The organism is Gemmatimonadaceae bacterium (assembly GCA_035633115.1).
Classification (GTDB): Bacteria; Gemmatimonadota; Gemmatimonadetes; order Gemmatimonadales; family Gemmatimonadaceae; genus UBA4720.
In genome coordinates this window covers 1-2,570 of the sequence record DASQFN010000109.1, presented here as the reverse complement: position 1 = coordinate 2,570, position 2,570 = coordinate 1, and the positions used below count along the sequence as shown (strand labels likewise).

The window sequence follows — 2,570 nt, the reverse complement described above, 5'->3', positions numbered from 1 at the left end:
GTCTACGACATCGCGGCCAACTCCGGCTGGGTTAATGTTGGTATCGATCATGATACCGCAGCCTTCGCCGTCGAGAGCATCCGGCGGTGGTGGCGCGCCTTGGGGCGGCAGCGCTATCTCAGCGCTACGAGCCTCCTGATCACAGCAGATTGCGGTGGCAGCAACGGAGCGCGCGTACGATTGTGGAAGCGCGAGCTGCAAACATTCGCCAACGAAACCGGACTTTCCATTACCGTCGCCCACCACCCACCCGGCACGAGCAAATGGAACCGCATCGAGCATCGGCTATTCGCCTTCATCACGCAGAACTGGCGTGGCAAGCCGCTGATCAGCCACGAGGTCATCATCCAGCTGATCGGGGCGACCACCACGAGCACCGGGCTCGACGTGCAGTGCTGCCTCGACGAAAATGATTACCCCAAAGCCATCAAGGTCTCAGACGCCGAAATGGCCGCCATCAATATTGACCGCGATGGCTTCCATGGTGAGTGGAACTACACGATATCCCCTACAATAGCCGCATCCGACGATACCCACAGCTATGCATTCGGACGCGAGAATTATTAATGATCGACGACCCCGAAAAAACCGATCGCCTCCTTGTAGAGCTGAAAGCATCGCTGCCCGTTGAAACGAGGCTCTCTCAGAACCTCATTCGAACGTTGTCAAAGCAGTCTCCCGATTTATCGATTCCTGACAGCTGTAGCGTTGTGAGCATCTTCTACGCTGGGGAAGAGGTGGTGTCGCGAATGTGGTGGAAATTCTTTGGCGGCGTAATCTCCGGGTGTGAACGACACACCAACCGGCGGCGGGAACCGCCATGGAGATCACGCCATGAAGGACGATACCAAGACCTCGACATTCGCGCTACTGGCCAGTGATGGCGCGTTCGACCCGCTTGAGGACGGGGTTCGCCAGCGGGTTCGCAGTTTCATAGAAGCGATCCTCGAGGAGGAACTGCGGGCTGCGCTCGGTCGCGGGCGATACGAGCGCCCCTCCGAGGGTGCGAAGGGCCACCGCAACGGGTGCCGGGAACGTCAGGTCATCGGCACGTTCGGCACCGAGACGGTGAAGGTGCCGCGGGCGCGCCTGATCGGCGACGACGGCCAGGCCAGCGAATGGCGGTCGAAGGCGCTGCGTCGCTATCAACGTCTCACGAAGAAGGCGGAGGCGCTGATCGCCTCGGTGTACCTCGCCGGGACCAACACGCGGCGAGTGAAGCGCGCCCTTTTCGGCGTGTTCGAAGGGGCCGTGAGCAAGGACGTGGTCAGCCGCGCGTGGCGCAAGGTGAAGACCGACTGGGAAGCGTGGTGCGCCCGCGACCTTACCGGCGAAGACATCGTGCGGCTGATCCTGGACGGCACCGTGGTGAAGACGCGGATCGACCGGAAAGCGACCGCGATCTCAGTGCTCGCGGCCATTGGCGTGCGCCGGGACGGGCAGAAGATCCTGCTCTCGATCAGGGACATGGGCGGCGAGAGCAAGGCGGCCTGGCGGGCGTTTCTCGATGATCTCGACGCCCGCGGCCTGAAAGCGCCGGAGTTCGTCATCGTCGACGGCGCTCCCGGCCTCGAGGTATGAGGAGGATCAGAAAACAGTCCGGGGGACTGTTTTCCCGACGATTGGCTGGCCGAGCTGTGGCCGGATGCGCCTGTCCAGCGCTGCGCGGTTCACAAGCACCGCAACCTCCTCGCCCATGCGCCCAGGCGCCTGCACGACGAACTGACCGAGGATTACCGCGACATGCTCTACGCCGAGACGAAGGCCAAGATCGAAAAACGCCGCGAGGCGTTCCTCCGCAAATGGCGGCTGAAGTGCAAGGCCGTGGCCGATAGTCTCGAGGAAGCCGGGGACCGGCTGTTCACCTTCACCCGCCTCCACCGGTCGCAGTGGAAATCCGCCCGCACCACCAACGCCATTGAACGGCTGAACGAGGAGTTCAAGCGCCGGATCAAGACCCAGACCGTGCTGCCCGACGCCGAGACGGCGCCCATGCTGTTCTGGGCGCTCCTGGCATCCGGCCAGATCGTGATGCGCAAGGTCGATGGATGGGAGACCCTTTCTCAGCCCCTCGACCCCGAAACCCTTGACTTCGCCGCCTGAAGCGGCCCACCCTCAACCAGCCTGGAGACCGCCAATCGGGAATTTCCACCACATACGCGACACCACCGGGGAAGAAGGAGGCATTGTGTGTGGCTTGGACATCGGCGGTTCGGATACCAGGTCCCCGCACTTCGTATCCATCACCCATCTGGGCTTTGACAGACATACGCCGCTGTTCCGGCAGATCGCTGCTTACCAACGCCATCGTATCAAAAAGCTCAAAAAGCAGCTCGGTCGCAGCTACTGATATCCCGCCCACATGCTGTAGCCCGACGCCCACCATCCAAAACTATGCAGCAGTTATTATGCGTCGGGCCCTTAGGCATTTCTCCTCCCATGGATTGGATCGCTTCTTTGTCAGGAAGATCGCGGACGGCGGTAGCCGTCCTCGAGATCGATTTTCAGCGCGCCCATGATGCGGACGCCCGAGTTGTACCAGGCAACGTTCAGCGCCAGCTCGACCATCT

1 protein-coding gene and 1 pseudogene are annotated in these 2,570 nt (G+C 61.7%); both read left to right on the top strand.

The window, feature by feature from the left end:
* Window positions 1-567: ISAzo13 family transposase (locus tag VES88_14880; protein ID HYN82770.1), on the top strand; the 567-nt coding region annotated here is incomplete at its 5' end.
* 267 nt (window positions 568-834) lie between these two features.
* A pseudogene (locus VES88_14875) lies at window positions 835-2,103 on the top strand (IS256 family transposase).
* Window positions 2,104-2,570 lie beyond the last annotated feature (467 nt).